The 18901-nt window shown below is 70.5% G+C and carries 12 protein-coding genes and 1 pseudogene; 8 read left to right on the forward strand and 5 right to left on the reverse strand.

The features are described from left to right. Window positions 1-55 precede the first annotated feature (55 nt). Window positions 56-1045 (forward strand): DNA polymerase III subunit delta, encoded by a 990-nt coding sequence (gene holA / locus ABZ453_RS01630; RefSeq protein WP_359010438.1) that lies wholly within the window; start codon window positions 56-58, stop codon window positions 1043-1045. Window positions 1046-1552: 507 nt separating this feature from the next. Here holA and rpsT read toward each other — a convergent pair. Continuing rightward, window positions 1553-1819 (reverse strand): 30S ribosomal protein S20, encoded by a 267-nt coding sequence (gene rpsT / locus ABZ453_RS01635; protein ID WP_133041041.1) that lies wholly within the window; start codon window positions 1817-1819, stop codon window positions 1553-1555. Window positions 1820-2063: 244 nt separating this feature from the next. Between rpsT and lepA the strand changes: the two genes are divergently transcribed. Continuing rightward, the gene (lepA, locus tag ABZ453_RS01640) at window positions 2064-3932 is read left to right on the forward strand and encodes a translation elongation factor 4 (RefSeq protein ID WP_359010440.1); all 1869 of its coding nucleotides are present in this window, start codon (window positions 2064-2066) and stop codon (window positions 3930-3932) included. A gap of 249 nt (window positions 3933-4181) precedes the next feature. Beyond that, window positions 4182-6056 (forward strand): AMP-dependent synthetase/ligase, encoded by a 1875-nt coding sequence (locus ABZ453_RS01645; protein ID WP_359010442.1) that lies wholly within the window; start codon window positions 4182-4184, stop codon window positions 6054-6056. A 113-nt stretch (window positions 6057-6169) separates the two neighbouring features. Here ABZ453_RS01645 and ABZ453_RS01650 read toward each other — a convergent pair whose 3' ends face one another. Both ABZ453_RS01650 and ABZ453_RS01655 read right to left on the reverse strand, forming a co-directional pair. Continuing rightward, on the reverse strand, window positions 6170-6724 hold the full coding sequence (locus tag ABZ453_RS01650) for a response regulator (protein WP_359010444.1): 555 nt from the start codon (window positions 6722-6724) through the stop codon (window positions 6170-6172). Between the two features lie 12 nt (window positions 6725-6736). Beyond that, window positions 6737-10909, reverse strand: coding sequence for a HAMP domain-containing protein (locus ABZ453_RS01655; protein WP_359010446.1), 4173 nt, complete (start codon window positions 10907-10909; stop codon window positions 6737-6739). Window positions 10910-11011: 102 nt separating this feature from the next. Between ABZ453_RS01655 and ABZ453_RS01660 the strand changes: the two genes are divergently transcribed. The 3 genes and pseudogenes from ABZ453_RS01660 to ABZ453_RS01670 all read left to right on the forward strand — a co-directional run. After that, on the forward strand, window positions 11012-12934 hold the full coding sequence (locus tag ABZ453_RS01660; RefSeq protein ID WP_359010448.1) for an ATP-binding SpoIIE family protein phosphatase: 1923 nt from the start codon (window positions 11012-11014) through the stop codon (window positions 12932-12934). 31 nt (window positions 12935-12965) lie between these two features. Beyond that, complete coding sequence (gene hemW / locus ABZ453_RS01665) at window positions 12966-14198, forward strand: radical SAM family heme chaperone HemW (RefSeq protein WP_359010450.1); 1233 nt, start codon at window positions 12966-12968, stop codon at window positions 14196-14198. A 115-nt stretch (window positions 14199-14313) separates the two neighbouring features. Beyond that, window positions 14314-14649, forward strand: a pseudogene (locus tag ABZ453_RS01670) (Uma2 family endonuclease); the annotation flags it as partial. Here ABZ453_RS01670 and ABZ453_RS01675 read toward each other — a convergent pair. Together ABZ453_RS01675 and ABZ453_RS01680 are read right to left on the reverse strand one after the other, a co-directional pair. Continuing rightward, complete coding sequence (locus ABZ453_RS01675; RefSeq protein WP_359010452.1) at window positions 14627-15439, reverse strand: DUF3097 domain-containing protein; 813 nt, start codon at window positions 15437-15439, stop codon at window positions 14627-14629. The pseudogene ABZ453_RS01670 and the gene ABZ453_RS01675 sit on opposite strands and share 23 nt — an antisense overlap. 31 nt (window positions 15440-15470) lie before the next feature. Then, complete coding sequence (locus ABZ453_RS01680) at window positions 15471-16202, reverse strand: MBL fold metallo-hydrolase (protein WP_359010454.1); 732 nt, start codon at window positions 16200-16202, stop codon at window positions 15471-15473. A 356-nt stretch (window positions 16203-16558) separates the two neighbouring features. Here ABZ453_RS01680 and hrcA point away from each other — a divergent pair, with 356 nt between their 5' ends. Together hrcA and dnaJ are read left to right on the forward strand one after the other, a co-directional pair. Continuing rightward, a complete protein-coding gene (hrcA, locus tag ABZ453_RS01685; RefSeq protein WP_359010456.1) occupies window positions 16559-17575 on the forward strand; it encodes a heat-inducible transcriptional repressor HrcA in 1017 nt (338 codons plus the stop codon). Beyond that, window positions 17576-18712 (forward strand): molecular chaperone DnaJ, encoded by a 1137-nt coding sequence (dnaJ, locus tag ABZ453_RS01690; RefSeq protein ID WP_359010458.1) that lies wholly within the window; start codon window positions 17576-17578, stop codon window positions 18710-18712. It abuts the gene before it with no gap. Window positions 18713-18901: the final 189 nt, after the last annotated feature.

The following is an 18901-nucleotide window of genomic DNA, read 5'->3' on the forward strand; positions in this document are numbered from 1 at the left end:
CGGGGGCGGCCACGGTCGGACCGCGTTGTCAGTGGGTCGTGCCATGCTTTACGCGATGGCCAGGAAGAACTCTGATGACGACCCTCTCGCCCCCGTGACGCTCGCCGTGGGCCAGGAGGACCTCCTGCTCGACCGTGCCGTGCGGGAGGTGGTGGCCGCCGCCAAGGCCGCCGACGCCGACACGGACGTACGCGACCTCACCCCGGACCAGTTGCAGCCCGGCACGCTCGCCGAGCTGACCAGTCCCTCGCTCTTCGCGGAGCGCAAAGTCGTGGTCGTACGCAACGCGCAGGATCTTTCGGCCGACACGGTCAAGGACGTGAAGGCGTATCTCGGGGCGCCCGCCGAGGAGATCACCCTCGTGCTGCTGCACGCGGGCGGCGCCAAGGGCAAGGCGCTGCTCGACGCCGCCCGCAAGGCGGGGGCGCGCGAGGTCGCCTGTCCGAAGATGACCAAGCCGGCGGACCGGCTGGCCTTTGTGCGGGGGGAGTTCCGGGCGGCGGGGAGGTCCGCCACGCCGGAGGCCTGTCAGGCGCTCGTCGATGCCATCGGGAGTGATCTGCGGGAGCTGGCCTCGGCGGTTTCGCAGCTGGTGGCGGACGTGGAGGGGACCATCGACGTCGCCGTCGTCGGGCGGTACTACACGGGGCGGGCCGAGGCGTCGAGTTTTGAAGTCGCCGACCGGGCGGTGGAGGGGCGGGCGGCGGAGGCGCTGGAGGCGTTGCGGTGGGCGTTGTCCACGGGGGTCGCGCCTGTGCTGATCACCAGTGCGTTGGCGCAGGGGGTGCGGGCGATCGGGAAGCTGTCGTCCGCTCGTGGGGGGCGGCCGGCGGATCTGGCGCGGGAGTTGGGGATGCCGCCGTGGAAGATCGATCGGGTGCGGCAGCAGATGCGGGGGTGGACGCCGGATGGGGTCGCTGTGGCGTTGCGGGCGGTGGCGGAGGCGGATGCGGGGGTGAAGGGGGGCGGGGAGGATCCCGACTACGCGCTCGAGAAGGCGGTTGTGGTGATTGCCCGGGCTGCGCGGTCGCGGGGGCGCGGGTAACGGGGGCGGGGGTGTGGTGACGTGCGGTCCGTGGGTGGGTGCGGGCCCATGGTTCTCGCCCCCGCCGCCCCTACCCGTCCCATCCCCAGGGGCTGCCGCCCCTTCAACCCCGCTCCCGGGGGCTCCGCCCCCTGGACCCCGGCGGGGCTCCGCCCCCGCACCCCGGTCGGCCCTTCGGGCCTCGTCCTCAAACGCCGGACGGGCTGAAAGCCAAACGCCGGACGCGGCCGCAAATGCCAAACGCCGGACGCCCTGCATCATCCAACCCCGCTGAAAAAATCTCGCGGCCCTTCGCCCAAACCTGGCCGGGGGTATGCCGAAGGCCCCGCCGCCCGCCCGGGGAAGGGCAGGCAGCGGGGCCTTCGGTTCAGGCTGTCGAGCCCGTACCCGCGTGGCGAACGCAGGCCGCGTACGGGCTCTGGGGCCGGTTGGGAGCGGATGAGAGAGGGCCCGCTCGGGGTCCTTCCGGCGGTGGGTCCTCGTGGACCCGGTCAGATCAGAAAGGTGTCAGCCCTGGAGGGACGCGACCTTCGAAGCAAGCGCCGACTTCTTGTTGGCGGCCTGGTTCTTGTGGATGACGCCCTTGGAGACGGCCTTGTCGAGCTGACGCGCCGCAGCGCGCTGGTACTCGGTGGCCTTCTCGACGTCACCCGCGGCAGCGGCCTCGCGGGCCTTGCGGATCGCGGTCTTGAGGGAGGACTTGACGGCCTTGTTGCGCAGCCGCGCCTTCTCGTTGGTCTTGATCCGCTTGATCTGGGACTTGATGTTCGCCACGAATGAGCCTCTACAGGTTCAGGCACGAGCCAGGAGCACTCCGGGCATGGAGGGATCCGGGTCCCGTACCAGGTGATTTCTTGATGGTGTGCCTCGCGCTGAGAGGGCATGAGACACAGCCACTCAGACTACCAGGGGGCGGGCCGACGGCCCAAAACGGTCCCCGGTCGCCGCCCGTGGGACCATGGAGCCTACGTATCGATCCGACCCGAGGCATAAGGCGCCTCAAGAGACAGGACCCTGCGTGCCCGCGACCCCTAACAATGTGCCCGAGCCGAGCCGTACCGACCCGGCTCTGATCCGCAATTTCTGCATCATCGCGCACATCGACCACGGCAAGTCCACGCTCGCCGACCGGATGCTCCAGCTGACCGGCGTCGTCGAGCAGCGGCAGATGCGTGCTCAGTACCTCGACCGGATGGACATCGAGCGCGAGCGCGGCATCACGATCAAGTCCCAGGCGGTGCGGTTGCCGTGGGCCCCGACCCATGACAAGACCAACACGCACATCCTCAACATGATCGACACCCCGGGGCACGTCGACTTCACCTATGAGGTCTCGCGGTCGCTCGCCGCCTGCGAGGGGACCATCCTCCTCGTCGACGCCGCCCAGGGCATCGAGGCGCAGACCCTCGCCAACCTCTATCTGGCGATGGAGAACGACCTCACGATCATCCCGGTGCTCAACAAGATCGACCTGCCGGCCGCGCAGCCGGAGAAGTTCGCGGAGGAACTCGCCAACCTCGTCGGGTGCGACCCCGACGACGTGCTGCGGGTGTCCGCCAAGACCGGTGTCGGCGTCGACGCGCTGCTGGACAAGGTCGTACGGGAGATCCCGGCGCCGGTCGGTGTCGCCGACGCGCCCGCCCGCGCGATGATCTTCGACTCGGTGTACGACTCCTACCGCGGTGTCGTGACGTACGTCCGTGTCATCGACGGTCAGCTCAACAAGCGTGAGCGGATCCGGATGATGTCCACCGACGCCACCCACGAGCTGCTGGAGATCGGGACCAACTCGCCCGAGATGCTGGCGGCCGACGGGCTCGGCGTGGGTGAGGTGGGTTACCTCATCACCGGTGTGAAGGACGTCCGCCAGTCCAAGGTCGGTGACACCGTCACCAGCCAGCACAAGGGGGCCACGGAGGCTCTCGGTGGGTACAAGGACCCGAAGCCGATGGTCTTCTCGGGGCTGTATCCGCTCGACGGTTCCGACTACCCCGAGCTGCGCGAGGCCCTGGACAAGCTCCAGCTCAACGACGCCGCCCTGGTCTACGAGCCGGAGACCTCCGCCGCTCTCGGCTTCGGCTTCCGCGTCGGCTTCCTGGGCCTGCTCCACCTCGACGTCATCCGGGAGCGGCTGGAGCGCGAGTTCGGGCTCGATCTCATCGCCACCGCGCCCAACGTGGTCTACCGGGTCGTGATGGAGGACGGCACCGAGCACACCGTCACCAACCCGAGCGAGTTCCCCGAGGGCAAGATCAACGAGGTGTACGAGCCGGTCGTACGCGCCACGATCCTCGCGCCGTCGGAGTTCATCGGCTCGATCATGGAGCTGTGCCAGACCCGGCGCGGCACCCTGCTCGGCATGGACTACCTGTCCGAGGACCGGGTCGAGATCCGTTACACGCTCCCGCTCGCGGAGATCGTCTTCGACTTCTTCGACCAGCTGAAGTCGAAGACGCGTGGTTACGCCTCGCTCGACTACGAGCCCACCGGCGAGCAGACCTCGAACCTCGTCAAGGTCGACATCCTGCTGCACGGCGACAAGGTGGACGCCTTCTCCGCGATCACCCACCGTGATCAGGCGTACGCCTACGGCGTGCGGCTCGTCGCCAAGCTGCGCGAGCTCATCCCGCGGCAGGCCTTCGAGGTGCCCATCCAGGCCGCCATCGGCTCCCGGGTGATCGCCCGCGAGACCATCCGCGCCATCCGCAAGGACGTCCTCGCCAAGTGCTACGGCGGTGACATCTCCCGCAAGCGGAAGCTGCTGGAGAAGCAGAAGGAGGGCAAGAAGCGGATGAAGATGGTGGGTTCCGTGGAGGTTCCGCAGGAGGCCTTCATCGCGGTGCTCTCCAGCGATGACAGCGCGGGGTCGGCCAAGGGCAAGAAGTAACCGCGGGTTACAGTCGGTTACCTGTCAAAGCGGGCAGAAGGGGGGCTCGGCGTGCGAAAGCGTGGCGGGCCCCTACGCGTGCGTAACGTCGCGCTCTGTAGGAAGTGACAGGCCGCGGACTCTTACGAACCGGCCGGTCGGGCTCTACTCTGATCTCTGCTCGATAGTTACTCGCGAGTTAAACAAACGCTACTGCGTGAAGCCAGCCGCACTTGAGCCAGCCGCACTGCGCGGGCCCCGGAGGATGTCGTGAGCGACACACAGACCCTGATCGAGAACCGTCCGCCGAGCGTGGCGACCCTCTTCCTGGAGCGCGTGGCGGCCACCCCGGACGCCGAGGCGTACCGCTACCCGGTGCCGCCGGCCCCGGGCGCGGGCCCGGACGAGTGGAAGTCGCTGAACTGGGCGCAGGCCGCCGAGCGGGTCTACTCGATCGCCGCCGGACTCATCGAGCTGGGCGTGCAGCCCGAGCAGCGGGTCGCGCTGGCCTCCTCGACCCGGCTCGACTGGATCCTCGCCGACCTCGGCATCATGTGCGCGGGCGCGGCCACGACCACGGTCTATCCCCAGACCAACGCCGACGAGTCGGCGTTCATCCTCTCCGACTCCGAGAGCCGGGTGCTGATCGCCGAGGACGCGGCGCAGCTGGCCAAGGCCGTGGAGAAGCGGGCCGAGCTGCCCGCCCTCACGCAGGTCGTGGTGATCGACCCGGCCGGTGTCGAGACGAGTGACTGGGTGCTGACCCTCGCCGAGCTGGAGGCCCGGGGCGCCGCGCGGCTGGAGAAGGACCCCGAACTGATCAAGGAGCGGGTCGGCGCGATCACCAGGGACCAGCTCGCCACCCTCATCTACACCTCCGGCACCACCGGCCGGCCCAAGGGCGTCCGGCTCGCGCACGACAGCTGGGCGTACATGGCGAAGGCGATCGCCGCGACCGGGCTGATCGGCAGCGAGGACGTGCAGTACCTGTGGCTGCCGCTCGCGCACGTCTTCGGCAAGGTGCTGACCTCCGGGCAGATCGAGGTCGGTCATGTCACCGCCGTGGACGGCCGCGTCGACAAGATCATCGAGAATCTGCCGGTCGTGCAGCCGACGTACATGGCGGCCGTGCCGCGCATCTTCGAGAAGGTCTACAACGGGGTCGCCGCCAAGGCCCGTGCGGGTGGCGGCGCCAAGTACAAGATCTTCCAGTGGGCGGCGGAGGTCGCCCGCGAGTACGCGAAGGTCTCGCAGGACAACTTCCGGCGCACGGGGACGGCCTCGGTGCCGTTCGGGCTCGGCGCGAAGCACAAGGTCGCCGACGCGCTGGTGTACGCCAAGATCCGGGAGGCGTTCGGCGGGAACCTGCGGGCCTGTGTCTCCGGCTCGGCGGCGCTCGCGCCCGAGATCGGCTACTTCTTCTCCGGCGCCGGCATCCACATCCTCGAGGGCTACGGCCTGACGGAGTCCTCGGCCGCGTCCTTCGTCAACCCCGGCGAGGCCTACCGCACCGGCACGGTCGGCAAGCCGCTGCCCGGCACGGAGGTCCGCATCGCCGATGACGGGGAGATCCTGCTGCGCAGCCCCGGCATCATGCAGGGCTACCACGGGCTGCCGGAGAAGACCGCCGAGGTGCTGGAGGCCGACGGCTGGTTCCACACCGGGGACATCGGCGAGCTCTCGCCCGACGGCTATCTGCGGATCACCGACCGCAAGAAGGACCTCATCAAGACCTCCGGCGGCAAGTACATCGCGCCCGCCGAGGTCGAGGGCCAGTTCAAGGCGGTCTGCCCGTACGTGTCCAACATCCTGGTGCACGGCGCCGACCGGAACTTCTGCACGGCGCTCATCGCGCTGGACGAGCCGTCCATCCTGGAGTGGGCCAAGGAGAACGGCCTGGAGGGCAAGTCCTACGCCGACATCGTCGCCGCACCGGCCACCGTCGCGATGGTCGAGGGCTACGTCAAGGAACTCAACTCCGGTCTGCAGAAGTGGCAGACCATCAAGAAGTTCCGCCTCCTGCCCCGCGACCTCGACGTCGAACACGGCGAGATCACCCCGAGCCTCAAGCTCAAGCGCCCGGTGGTGGAACGGGAGTACAAGCACCTGATCGAGGAGATGTACGCGGGCACGCGCGAGGCGTAGGTGGAGGGCGGCGCCGGTGGACTCTGCTGGGGGTGCGGGGGTCGCCCCCCGCGGTGATGCGGTCAAGCACCTGATCGAGGAGATGTACGCGGGCACGCGCGAGGCGTAGCCGGTCACACCCGGTGTCCGTGGGGCACCAGGCGTCGTAACTCCCGGATCTGGGCGTGCAGTCGGTCCAGGTCCGGGGGGTTCTCGCCGGTGAACTGGTGCTCCAGTTCCGCCAGTCGGTGGCTCAGTTCGTCGTGCAGCCGCTCCAGTTGCCGGTTCTTGCGGTGCAGGTCGAGGAAGACGGTGACCTTGGCCCGGAGCACCCAGGGGTCGAAGGGCTTGGTCAGGTAGTCCGCCGCGCCCGTCGCGTAGCCGCGGAAGGCGTAGCCGGAGTCGTCGTCCGCGCCGGTCAGGAAGATGATCGGGACGTCCTTGGTCTGGTCGAGCCGTTTGATGTTGGCGGCCGTCTCGAAGCCGTCCATGCCCGGCATCCGCACGTCGAGCAGGACCAGGGCGAAGCGCCGGCGCAGCAGTGCCTTCATCGCCTCCTCGCCCGAACGCGCGCGGACCAGCGGCTCGTTGAGGGACCCCAGGACGGCCTCCAGCGCGATCAGGTTGTCCTCCATGTCGTCCACGAGGAGGATGCCGGCGCGCTCGTCGGTCGTTGCCTCAGCGCTCATGGTGACTGTGCCTCACTCGGTTTCCGGCGCCGGCGTCGCCGCCGCCTCCTCGGTGTCCGCCCGTTCCGCGTGTCCCGCGCCCTCCGGATCCAGCAGCGCGCAGACGACCGTCAGCAACTGGTCGACGTCCACCGGCTTGGGTACGTAGTCGTGGGCGCCCCGGGCGATGGACTTCTCCCGGTCGCCGGGCATCGCCTTCGCGGTGAGCGCGACGATCGGCAGACCCGCCCAGCGCGGGGTGCGGCGGATGGCGGCGATGGTCTCGTAGCCGTCCATCTCCGGCATCATGATGTCCATCAGGACCAGTTCGACGTCCGGGTTGCGCTCCAGGGTCTCGATGCCCTCGCGGCCGTTCTCCGCGTAGAGGACGGGCATGCCGACACGGCCGAGGACATGGGTGAGCGCGAAGACGTTGCGGATGTCGTCGTCGACGATCAGCACCCGCCGCCCCGGCAGCACCTGACCGGCCCGCCCGGCCTTCCACGCCTCCAGCTTGGTCGGCGTCGGCCAGGAGTCGTCCACGTCGTGCGTGGCCGTGAACGGCTCGGCGGCGGGCTGCTCCTGCACCGGCGGCGTACGGTCCTCGGGCGCCGGTCCGGTCGCCGCGTGACCGGGGCTGACGACGGGGACGTACAGCGTGAACGTGGAGCCCTGCCCCGGCTCGCTCTCGGCGACGATACGACCGCCCAGCAGGCCGGCGATCTCGCGGCTGATGGACAGACCGAGGCCCGTGCCGCCGTACTTGCGGTTGGTGGTGCCGTCCGCCTGCTGGAACGCCTCGAAGATCACCGGGAGTTTCTCCGCCGCGATGCCGATGCCGGTGTCGCTGACGGCGAAGGCGATCACCTCGTCGCTGCCCTGGACTCCCCCACTCTCGGCTTCGCTCGAGCGGGGGGACCCCCATCGGTGCTCGGGGTCCTTGAGCCGGCTCACCCGCAGCTCGACCCGGCCGGTCGCGGTGAACTTGATCGCGTTGGAGAGCAGGTTGCGCAGGATCTGCTGGAGGCGTTGCTCGTCCGAGTACATCTCGCGCGGCACGTCCTCGCCGACCGCCACCTCGAAGGCGAGCCCCCGGTCGAGGGTGAGCGGGCGGAAGGTGGCGTGGACGTAGTCGAGCAGCTTGATCAGCGGCAGCTTCTTCGGCCGTACGTCCATCCGGCCGGCCTCGATCTTGGACAGGTCGAGGATGTCGTTGATCAGCTGCAGCAGATCCGAACCCGACCGGTGGATCGTCGTCGCGAACTGCACCTCCTGGTCGGAGAGATGGCCGTCCGGGTTGTCCGAGAGCAGCCGCGCCAGGATCAGCAGGGAGTTCAGCGGTGTGCGCAGTTCGTGCGACATGTTCGCCAGGAACTCCGACTTGTACTGGGAGCTGGTGGCCAGCAGGGCCGCCTTCTCCTCCAGTTCGGCGTTCGAGCGCTGCAACTCCGCCTGCTGTTTCTGCAGTTCGTCGGAGCGTTCCTGGAGCTGCATGGCGAGCCGCTGGGACTCGCCCAGCAGGGACTCCGTGCGGGAGTTGGCGATGATCGTGTTGATGGCGACGCCGATGGTGTTCACGAACTGGTCGAAGAAGGCCAGGTGGACGTCGGAGAAGCGGGAGAAGGAGGCCAGTTCGATCACGCCGAGCAGCTTGTCCTCGAAGAGGATCGGGATGATCACGACGCTGGTGGGAGCCGCCTCACCGAGACCGCTGTTGATCTTGATGTAGTCCGGCGGGGCCTCCTCGACCAGGATCCGCTTCTTCTCCCGGGCCGCCTGGCGCACCAGACCGTGCACCGGCAGACCGCCCGTCTCCACGGTCGCGCCCTGCGCCGAGCCGTAGCCCGCGATGAACGCCAGTCCCTTTGCGGGAACGGTTGTGCGGAGGGATGAGCCGTCCTCGTCCGGATCGGCCAGGAAGAACGCGCCGTACTGGGCGTTCACCAGCGGGGTCAGCTCCCGCAGGATCAGGTCGGCGACCTCCATCAGGTCCCGGTGGCCCTGCATCAGGGCCGCGAGCCGGGCGAGGTTCGACTCCAGCCAGTCCTTGGCGCGGGTCGTCTCACGGAGGTTGGCCACCATCAGGTTGATGTTGTCCTTCAGCTCGGCGACCTCGCCGCGCGCCTCCACCGTGATCGAGCGGGACATGTCGCCCTGCGCCACCGCGGAGGCGACCTCGGCGATGGCCCGGACCTGGGTGGTCAGGTTCAGGGCGAGCTCGTTCACGTTCGTCGTCAGGCGCTTCCAGGTGCCGTACACACCCTCGACCCGTGCCTGGCCGCCGAGTTGGCCCTCGGAACCGACCTCGCGGGCCACCCGGGTGACCTCGGAGGAGAACGAGGACAGCGTGTCGACCATGGTGTTGATGGCGGTCTTGAGCTCCAGGATCTCGCCGCGCGCGTCCACGTCGATCTTCTTGGAGAGGTCGCCGTTGGCGACGGCGGTGGTGACCTGGGCGATGTTCCGCACCTGGGAGGTCAGGTTGTCGGCCATGTAGTTGACGTTGTCGGTCAGATCCCGCCACACACCGGAGACACCCAGTACCTGGGCGCGTCCGCCGAGCCGTCCGTCGGTGCCGACCTCCCGGGCCACGCGGGTGACCTCGTCGGCGAAGGCGCGCAGCTGCTCCACCATCGTGTTGACGGTGTCCTTGAGTTCGAGGATCTCGCCGCGCGCGTCGACGGTGATCTTCTTGGAGAGGTCGCCGTTGGCGACGGCGGTGGTGACCTGGGCGATGTTGCGGACCTGCGAGGTCAGGTTCAGGGCCATGAAGTTGACGTTGTCGGTGAGGTCCTTCCAGACGCCCGACACGCCCCGCACCTGAGCCTGACCGCCGAGGTTTCCCTCGGTGCCGACCTCGCGGGCGACGCGGGTGACCTCGTCGGCGAAGGCGGAGAGCTGGTCCACCATCGTGTTGATCGTGGACTTAAGCTCCAGGATCTCGCCCTTCGCCTCCACCGTGATCTTCTTGCCGAGATCGCCCTGGGCGACGGCGGTGGAGACGAGAGCGATATTGCGGACCTGCGACGTCAGGTTGTCCGCCATGAAATTGACGTTGTCGGTGAGGTCCTTCCAGACGCCCGACACGCCCCGCACCTGAGCCCGCCCGCCCAGGTTCCCCTCGGTGCCGACCTCGCGGGCCACGCGCGTGACCTCGTCGGCGAAGGCGGAGAGCTGGTCCACCATCGTGTTGATGGTCGACTTCAGCTCCAGGATCTCGCCCTGGGCGTCGACGGTGATCTTCTGGCTGAGGTCGCCGTTGGCCACCGCCGTGGTCACCTGGGCGATGTTGCGGACCTGGGACGTCAGGTTCGAGGCCATGAAGTTGACGTTGTCGGTCAGATCCTTCCAGACCCCGCTCACCCCGCGCACCTGAGCACGGCCGCCCAACTGCCCCTCGGTGCCCACCTCGCGGGCGACCCTGGTCACCTCGTCGGCGAAGGCGGACAGCTGGTCGACCATCGTGTTCACGGTCAGCTTCAGTTCGAGCAGCTCACCGGTCGCCTCGACGGTGACCGTACGGGTCAGGTCGCCGCGCGCCACCGCCGTCGTCACCAGGGCGATGTCCCGCACCTGCGCGGTCAGCCGGGACGCCATGGTGTTGACCGCTTCGGTCACGTCCCGCCAACTGCCCGACAGACCCTGCACCTTGGCGCGCCCGCCCAGACGCCCCTCCGTGCCCACCTCGCGCGCGACCCGGGTCACCTCGCCGGTGAACAGCGACAGCTGGTCGACCATCTTGTTCACGGCCCGCCCCAGCCTGCGCAGATCCCCCCGCAGTTGCCGGTTGCCGTCGTGCAGATCCACCCGCTGGGTCAGATCGCCGCCCGCCACCGCGTCCAGCACCCGGGTCGCGTTCGCCGCCGGGGCCACCAGGGCGTCCAGCACCTGGTTCACATCGTTGACGCGGGAGGTCCAGGCGCCCTGCCCCGGGCTCGCCGTGAGCCGCTCGTCGAGCCGCCCATGACGCACCAACTCCCGCTTCACCCGCTGCACTTCGACGTTGAAGTGGGTGCTGCGGTCCATGATCTGATTGAAGAGCGCCGTCAGTTCGGCCACCATGCCGTGGCCGGTCTCCGGGACCTTCGTGAAGTCGCCGTCCCGCGCGGCCGTCATCGCCGCGAGCAGCGGGCGCAGCTCAGATGCTCGGAGTTGTTCCGGTTTCTGTCCGTCTTCGAGCACTGGCGTAGCACTGTTCTCACTCATGGCGGCCCACTTCGGTAACTCGGCGCTTATGGGCGTGGCCAGTCTGTCACTCTGTCCGCATCGACTGAGGCGTATTCGTCCGAACCGCTCGGGGAGTAGGGCATGGGGGCCATTCCGACGCAACGGGAGACGGCTTCCCATGCCTCCGATGCGCCGGCGCGCCAGGACGCGGACGGCGCGCGGGGCGGCGCGCGGACGCACGCCACGCTGCCCGGAAGCGCCGTCACGCCCGGGGCCGCCCGGGCCCTGGTGCGCGCCGCCTGCGCCAAGTGGGCCGAGGAGGAACGACCCGGCACCGAGCACCTCACCGAGCGTCTCGCCGACGACGCCGTCCTCGTCACCAGCGAACTCGTCACCAACGCCGTCGTGTACGCGGGCACCGACGTCGAGGTGGAGTGCCGGCTGGAGGAGGCGACCGGCGCGCTCGTCGTCGAGGTCCGCGACCAGCACCCCTCCCGTGCCCCGCGCGGCTCGGAGCCCGAAGTACCGTACGAGACACCGGAGCACGGGCGCGGACTGCGGCTGGTCACCGCGCTCGCCGAGTCCTGGGGCGTCACCTACCGCCGGGGCGCGAAGACGGTGTGGGCGCGGTTGTCCGCCGAGAGCGACACGGCCGGCGACGAGATCGCCGCGTACGCCGGCCGGGAGGCCCTGGAGCGCGGGCTCGGCGTCGCCGAGATCCTCGCGCCCGAGCCCCGACGTGCCGAGCGCGACCGGGAGTGGCTGGGCCGGGGTGCCCTGTCCTTCCTCGCCGAGGCCTCCGACCTGCTCGCCGGACAGCTGGACGAGAACCTGGTCGCCGCGCTCGCCGGTCAGCTGATCGTGCCGCGGCTCGCCGACTGGTGCGCGGTGTGGACGGAGGACGAGGCCATGGGCCGCTGGGACGCCGACGGCGTCTCGGGCCCCGGTGTGGGGCCGAGGCTGGCCCGGGTGTGGCACTGCAGCGAGAACCGCATCGAGGAGCTCCGCGCGGCCCTGGAGAAGGATCCGCCGCGCCCGACTGACGGTTTACGGTCCGGGCCAGTTCCGTACCCCTGGCCCGGTGGCGCGCTCGATCTGCGCGAGGCGCACGGCACCGCCCTCGCCTACCGGCTGATCGCGGGCGGCCGCCCCCTCGGCACCCTCGTCATCGGCCGCTCCGGCCTGCCGCGCTTCCCCGACGAGGTCACCGGCCTGGTCGAGGACCTCAGCCGCCGGGTCGCCCTCGCCATCGGCACGGCCCGCCAGTACGCCCGCCAGGCCACCATCAGCCAGGTCCTGCAGCGCGGCCTGCTGCCCGTCGCCGTCGCCGAGATCCCCGGCGTACGCAGCGCACTCGTCTACGAACCCTGCGACAAGGGCGGCCCCAGCGGCGACTTCTACGACGTCTTCCCGGCCGGGGACGGCCGCTGGTGCTTCGCCGTCGGCGACGTCCAGGGCAAGGGCCCCGAGGCCGCCGTCCTCATCGGCCTCGCCCGGCCCTGGCTGCGGCTGCTGGCCCGCGAGGGCTACCGTGTCGCCGACGTCCTCGACCGCCTCAACCAGCTGCTCCTCGACGACACCACGGAGGCCGCCGACGCCGCGGCCCGCGCCCTCGCGAGCGGTCGCCCACCGGGCCCCGGCGACGGCCCCCAGACCCGCTTCCTCTCCCTCCTGTACGGCGAGCTGGTCCCCGTCGGCGACGGCGTCCGCTGCACCCTCGCCTCCGCCGGCCACCCCCTGCCGCTGCTGCTCGGCGCCGACGGCACCGTCCGCGCGGCGGCCCGTCCGCAGACCCTGCTCGGCGTCATCGAGGACGAGACCTACACCAGCGAGACCTTCGAGCTCGGCCCCGGCGACACCCTGCTGTGCGTCACCGACGGCGTCACCGAGCGCCGCTCCGGTTCCCGCCAGTTCGACGACGCCGACGGCCTCGCCACCGCCCTGGCCGGCTGCGCGGGGCTGAGCGCGGAGCTGATCGCCGAGCGCATCAAGAGGCTGGTGCACGAGTTCGGCGGCAGGCCGCCGGAGGACGATCTGGCGCTGCTGGTGCTGCAGGCGGAGTGAGCAGTCGCGGCGGTACGGGACAATGGAGGGTATGCCTTCCGCACTCCCCGACGGCGAGCCGGTCCCCGCCGACGGCGCGCTCCCCGCCTCCGCGCTCACCGGGGCGGCCGACCGCCCCCTCGGCTTCTACCTGCACGTCCCGTACTGTGCCACCCGCTGCGGGTACTGCGACTTCAACACCTACACCGCGACCGAGCTGCGCGGCACGGGCGGTGTCCTCGCCTCCCGGGACAACTACACGGACACCCTGGTCGACGAGATCCGCCTGGCCCGCAAGGTCCTCGGCGGCGACCCGCGCCCGGTCCGCACGGTCTTCGTCGGCGGCGGCACGCCGACGCTGCTGGCGGCGGACGATCTCGTACGGATGTTGTCGGCGATCCGCGACGAGTTCGGCCTCGCGCCCGACGCCGAGGTCACGACGGAGGCGAACCCGGAGTCGGTCGACCCGGCCTATCTGGCCGCCCTGCGCGAGGGCGGCTTCAACCGCGTCTCCTTCGGTATGCAGAGCGCGAAGCAGCACGTACTGAAGGTCCTGGACCGCACTCACACCCCCGGCCGCCCCGAGGCCTGTGTCGCGGAGGCCCGGGCGGCCGGCTTCGAGCACGTCAACCTCGACCTGATCTACGGCACCCCGGGGGAGTCGGACGACGACTGGCGGGCCTCCCTGGAGGCCGCGATCGGGGCGGGCCCGGACCATGTGTCGGCGTACGCGCTGATCGTCGAGGAGGGCACGCAGCTCGCCCGCCGGATCCGCCGCGGCGAGGTCCCGATGACGGACGACGACGTCCACGCGGACCGGTACCTGATCGCGGAGGACGTCCTGTCCGCGGCGGGCTTCGACTGGTACGAGGTCTCCAACTGGGCGACCGCTCCCGAGGCCCGCTGCCTGCACAACGAGCTGTACTGGCGCGGCGCCGACTGGTGGGGCGCGGGTCCCGGCGCGCACTCGCACGTCGGCGGGGTGCGCTGGTGGAACGTGAGGCACCCCGGCGCGTACGCGGCGGCGCTGGCGGCGGGACGCTCACCGGGCGCCGGCCGTGAACTCCTGACGGACGAGGACCGCCGGGTGGAGCGGATCCTGCTGGAGCTGCGGCTGCGGGAGGGTGTTCCGCTGGATCTGCTGAGGCCGGAGGGCCTCGCCGCGTCCCGCCGTGCCCTGGTGGACGGGCTGCTTCAACAGGGTCCGTACGACGAGGGCCGTGCGGTGCTCACCCTGCGTGGACGGCTCCTGGCGGACGCGGTGGTCAGGGACCTGGTGGACTGACCACTCCGGCGCGTGAATCGGCCCGGAACGCGGGTTCGGTCCCTGGCCTGGTTCGTAGGCTGCCGCTGACAACACGCGGCGGATCTGGAGGCCATGGAGATGACCGCTGCGGACGATCGTTGCCGATGTACAGGACCAGATTCCCCGGCAGCGCTGGGATCGCCTTCAGACGCAGGTCGAGGTCGTGTCGAACCCCAGCGTCCATCAGGACTACGTCGTCAAGCGGTCGGTCTACGCGGCGGGAAAGATCTCCGCCTACCTCGTCGTCGACCCGATCATGGCGCAGTGTGGCCTGCTGACGAAGCCCGCAGGACAGGGAGAGGACGCCGACCATCGCAGCCAGGAGATCATCAAGTTCGGAGATCCGGTCAGGTTGGAGCCTCTGAGGCTGGAGCTGGACACCACCGAATTCCGAACGTTCCCCGACGTCAGGCCCCACCGTTACCCGTGACGAAGTCGATCAGTTCCTCCACGCGCCCCAGCAGCTCCGGTTCCAGGTCCTTGTAGGAGCCCACCCGCTTCAGGATCGCCTGCCACACCGCCCCCGTGTTGTCCGAGGGCCACCCCAGCGCCCGGCACACGCCCGTCTTCCAGTCCTGGCCGTGCGGGACGCGCGGCCATGCATCGATGCCCAGGGCCGACGGCTTCACCGCCTCCCAGATGTCGATGTACGGGTGGCCGACGACCAGGGCGTGTTCGCTGGTCACCGCCTGAGCGATGCGCCACTCCTTGGTGCCCGGGACCAGGTGGTCGACCAGCACGCCCAGCCGGGCGTCCGGGCCGGGGGCGAAGTCCGCCACGATCGACGGCAGGTCGTCCACGCCCTCCAGGTACTCCACGACCACGCCCTCGATCCGCAGGTCGTCGCCCCAGACCTTCTCCACCAGTTCCGCGTCGTGCCGCCCCTCCACGTAGATGCGCCCGGCGCGGGCGACACGCGCGCGTGCGCCCGGGACGGCGACCGAGCCGGAGGCCGTGCGGGTTGGGCGTGCCGGGGCCGAGGAGGGGCGCACCAGGGTGACCACCCTGCCCTCCAGCAGGAACCCCCGCGGCTCCAGCGGGAACACCCGGTGCTTGCCGAAGCGGTCCTCCAGGGTCACCGTTCCGGCCTCGCAGCGGATCACCGCCCCGCAGAAACCGGTGCCGGGCTCCTCCACCACCAGACCGGGCTCCGCGGGGACCTCCGGGACGGGCTTCGGCTTCTTCCAGGGAGGGGTCAGGTCGGCGGAGTACTGGCGCATTCGGATGACGATAGGAGAAGCGCGGCGGCGATCACCGCGACACGCCGAAACGCGCCGCCAGCGCGTCCCGTTGGGCCCGTACGAACCCCGCGTCCACCACCGCTCCGTGACCGGGCACGTACAGCGCGTCCTCGCCGCCGAGAGCCAGCAGCCGGTCCAGGGCGGCCGGCCAGTGCGACGGTACGGCGTCCGGTCCCGCCTGCGGTTCGCCGGACTCCTCGACCAGGTCGCCGCAGAAGACCACCTCCGGCGAGCCGGGCACCAGGACCGCGAGGTCGTGGGCCGTGTGGCCCGGACCCACGTTCGCCAGCAGCACCTGCCGGCCCCCGCCCAGGTCGAGGGTGCACTCGCCGGAGACATGATGACGGGGCGCCACGAGGGCGGTCACGGCCTCCTCGGCCACCTCCGCGTCCAGCCCGTTGCGCACCGCGTCCGCCAGCAGCTCCTCCCGCGCGTGCCGGGCCTCGAACCACGTGTCGATGCCGACCGCGCCGTACACCTCCGCGCCCGCGAAGGCCGGGGCCCCGAGGAGGTGGTCGAAGTGCGGATGCGTGAGCGCGAGATGGGTCACACGCCGACCGGCCAGCGCCTCCGCCCGGGTCCGCAGCTCCGCGCCCTCCGCCAGGCTCGACCCGGCGTCGATCACCAGCGCCGTGCCCGCCCCCACGACCAGCCCCGCCGTGCAGTCCCACCCCGGCAGCCGGCACCGCCCCACCCCGGCCGCGACCCGCTCCCACCCCAGCTCTTCCCAAGTCACCGTCATACCGCGACGCTAGGCCCTGTCGCCGGATCCCCGCCTGCCCGGCGGCGTCTGGCACGCACTCCCCCACTGCCCGCAAGGCGTGAGGGGAGCCCCAGCCGCGTTGCCGAACCGTCCACGTGGCCCCGCCACGAGGACAATTCGGACCTTGCGATCGCACGCAGCAGACGCCGCCGGGCCCGCCCTCCGGGCGAACGACGGGAATCCGGCGACAGGGCCCGGCCGTACGACCCTCTCAACCGGGCCCGACCTTGCCCTGGGTGTACCCCACAGCCGTACACTGGGCCGGGGAACGCTGGCACTCGGCGGGACAGAGTGCCAGGCGAAGTGGCTAGGGGACGACTTCTGGAGGTGTGCGCATGCTGAGTGAACGACGGCTCCAGGTGCTGCGCGCCATCGTCCAGGACTACGTCGGCACCGAGGAGCCGGTGGGGTCGAAGGCCCTCACCGAGCGGCACAACCTCGGCGTCTCCCCGGCGACGGTCCGCAACGACATGGCCGCCCTGGAGGACGAGGGGTACATCGCCCAGCCGCACACCAGCGCCGGGCGCATCCCCACCGACAAGGGCTACCGCCTGTTCGTCGACAAGCTCGCCGGCGTCAAGCCGATGAGCGGCCCCGAGCGGCGCGCGATCCAGAACTTCCTCGACGGCGCCGTCGACCTCGACGACGTCGTGGCGCGGACCGTCCGGCTGCTCGCGCAGCTGACCCGGCAGGTCGCCGTCGTGCAGTACCCCTCGCTCACCCGCTCGACCGTGCGGCACGTGGAGCTGCTCTCGCTCGCCCCCGCGCGCGTGATGCTCGTGCTGATCACGGACACCGGCCGGGTCGAGCAGCGCATGGTCGACTGCCCGGCGCCGTTCGGCGAGGCCTCGCTCGCGGACCTGCGGGCGCGGCTCAACAGCCGGGTCGCGGGACGGCGCTTCACGGACGTCCCGCGTCTCGTGGAGGACCTGCCCGAGGGCTTCGACGTGGAGGACCGGGGTACCGTTGCGACGGTGCTCTCCACCCTCCTGGAGACGCTCGTCGAGGAGAACGAGGAGCGGCTGATGATCGGCGGAACGGCCAATCTGACCCGCTTCGGACATGACTTCCCCCTCACCATCCGGCCCGTCCTGGAGGCGCTGGAGGAGCAGGTCGTCCTCCTCAAGTTGCTTGGAGAGGCAGGGGATTCGGGCATGACCGTACGCATCGGTCATGAGAACGCCTACGAGGGACTCAACTCCACGTCCGTGGTCTCGGTCGGCTACGGTTCGGGCGGCGAGGCAGTCGCCAAACTCGGCGTGGTCGGACCGACCCGCATGGATTACCCGGGAACGATGGGAGCGGTACGCGCAGTGGCACGGTACGTCGGACAGATCCTGGCGGAGTCGTAAGTGGCCACGGACTACTACGCCGTTCTCGGCGTGCGCCGCGACGCGTCGCAGGAAGAGATCAAGAAGGCCTTCCGGCGGCTCGCCCGCGAGCTGCACCCGGACGTCAACCCCGATCCGAAGACCCAGGAGCGGTTCAAGGAGATCAACGCCGCTTACGAGGTGCTCTCGGACCCGCAGAAGAAGCAGGTCTACGACCTCGGCGGCGACCCGCTCTCACAGGCGGGCGGCGGTGGCGCGGGCGGCTTCGGCGCGGGCGGCTTCGGGAACTTCTCGGACATCATGGACGCGTTCTTCGGTACGGCGTCCCAGCGCGGCCCGCGCTCGCGCACCCGGCGCGGCCAGGACGCGATGATCCGGCTGGAGATCGAGCTCGACGAGGCGGCCTTCGGCACCACGAAGGACATCCAGGTCGACACCGCGATCGTCTGCAACACCTGCAACGGCGAGGGGGCGGCCCCCGGCACCACCGCGCAGACGTGTGACATGTGCCGTGGCCGCGGTGAGGTCTCCCAGGTGACCCGGTCCTTCCTGGGCCAGGTCATGACGTCGCGTCCCTGCCCCCAGTGCCAGGGCTTCGGCACGGTCGTGCCCACGCCGTGCCCGGAGTGCGCCGGTGACGGCCGGATCCGCTCCCGCCGCACGCTGACGGTGAAGATCCCGGCCGGTGTGGACAACGGCACGCGGATCCAGCTCGCCGGCGAGGGCGAGGTCGGCCCGGGCGGCGGCCCGGCCGGTGACCTGTACGTCGAGATCCACGAGCTGCCGCACAGCACCTTCCAGCGGCGCGGGGACGACCTGCACTGCACGGTGACGATCCCGATGACGGCGGCGTCGCTGGGCACCAAGGTGCCGCTGGAGACGCTGGACGGCGTGGAGGAGGTCGACATCCGGCCCGGCACCCAGTCCGGCCAGTCGATCCCGCTGCACGGCCGGGGCGTCACGCATCTGCGCGGCGGCGGCCGGGGCGACCTGATCGTCCACGTCGAGGTCCAGACCCCCACCAAGCTCGACCCCGAACAGGAACGCCTCCTGCGCGAACTGGCCAAGCTCCGCGGTGAGGAACGGCCCCAGGGCCAGTTCCAGCCGGGGCAGCAGGGGCTGTTCTCGCGGTTGAAGGACGCGTTCAATGGCCGCTGACGCGGGCTGAGTGGGCTGCCGGGGGTCCGGGGGTTGGCCCCCGGGTAGGCACGGTCAGCCGGGGCGGCAGGGGCTGTTCTCGCGGTTGAAGGATGCGTTCAATGGCCGCTGACGCGGGCTGAGTGGGCTGCCGGGGGTCCGGGGGTTGGCCCCCGGGTAGGCACGGTCAGCCGGGGCGGCAGGGGCTGT

The organism is Streptomyces sp. NPDC005799 (assembly GCF_040630525.1).
GTDB classification, from domain to species: Bacteria; Actinomycetota; Actinomycetes; order Streptomycetales; family Streptomycetaceae; genus Streptomyces; species Streptomyces griseorubiginosus_B.

Excerpts from the sequence above, each read along its gene's own strand:
- ABZ453_RS01675 (WP_359010452.1), bottom strand. The coding sequence starts at position 15,439 with ATGCGCCAGTACTCCGCCGACCTGACCCCTCCCTGGAAGAAGCCGAAG.
- ABZ453_RS01660 (WP_359010448.1), top strand. The coding sequence starts at position 11,012 with ATGGGGGCCATTCCGACGCAACGGGAGACGGCTTCCCATGCCTCCGAT.
- ABZ453_RS01650 (WP_359010444.1), bottom strand. The coding sequence starts at position 6,724 with ATGAGCGCTGAGGCAACGACCGACGAGCGCGCCGGCATCCTCCTCGTG.
- ABZ453_RS01680 (WP_359010454.1), bottom strand. The coding sequence starts at position 16,202 with ATGACGGTGACTTGGGAAGAGCTGGGGTGGGAGCGGGTCGCGGCCGGG.
- hemW (WP_359010450.1), top strand. The coding sequence starts at position 12,966 with ATGCCTTCCGCACTCCCCGACGGCGAGCCGGTCCCCGCCGACGGCGCG.
- ABZ453_RS01655 (WP_359010446.1), bottom strand. The coding sequence starts at position 10,909 with ATGAGTGAGAACAGTGCTACGCCAGTGCTCGAAGACGGACAGAAACCG.
- hrcA (WP_359010456.1), top strand. The coding sequence starts at position 16,559 with ATGCTGAGTGAACGACGGCTCCAGGTGCTGCGCGCCATCGTCCAGGAC.
- holA (WP_359010438.1), top strand. The coding sequence starts at position 56 with ATGGCCAGGAAGAACTCTGATGACGACCCTCTCGCCCCCGTGACGCTC.